The 373-nt window shown below is 50.7% G+C and carries 1 protein-coding gene; it reads right to left on the reverse strand.

The genetic code is table 11. From position 1 onward, the window contains the following. The coding region (locus tag Q4563_RS17040; RefSeq protein WP_303605336.1) for an amino acid--tRNA ligase-related protein at positions 1-373 on the reverse strand (373 nt) is incomplete at both ends.

The following is a 373-nucleotide window of genomic DNA, read 5'->3' on the forward strand; positions in this document are numbered from 1 at the left end:
ATCCACGCCAGACCCTTGGCACCGTAGATGCTGACAAACTTGGTGTATTCGTCAATCTGCTTACGGCTCAGCTCGGCACCACCAGTAACTTTTAACGCGGCAACACGGCCATGCGGATCTTTCGCCGGAGCGGCAAAGACCTTGAATTCGATGTCTTGCAGGAATTCTGCAACATCGACAATCTCCATCGGAATACGCATATCCGGCTTGTCGGAACCGTACTTGTTCATTGCTTCAGCGTACGGCATGCGAGGAAAATCACCCAGGTCAACGCCCAGCTCCTGCTGGAAGATGCCTTTGATCATGTCCTGGGTCAGATCCATGATGGTGTCTTCGTTTATAAACGAGGCTTCGATATCAATCTGGGTAAATT

Source organism: Gilvimarinus sp. 1_MG-2023, from assembly GCF_030548285.1.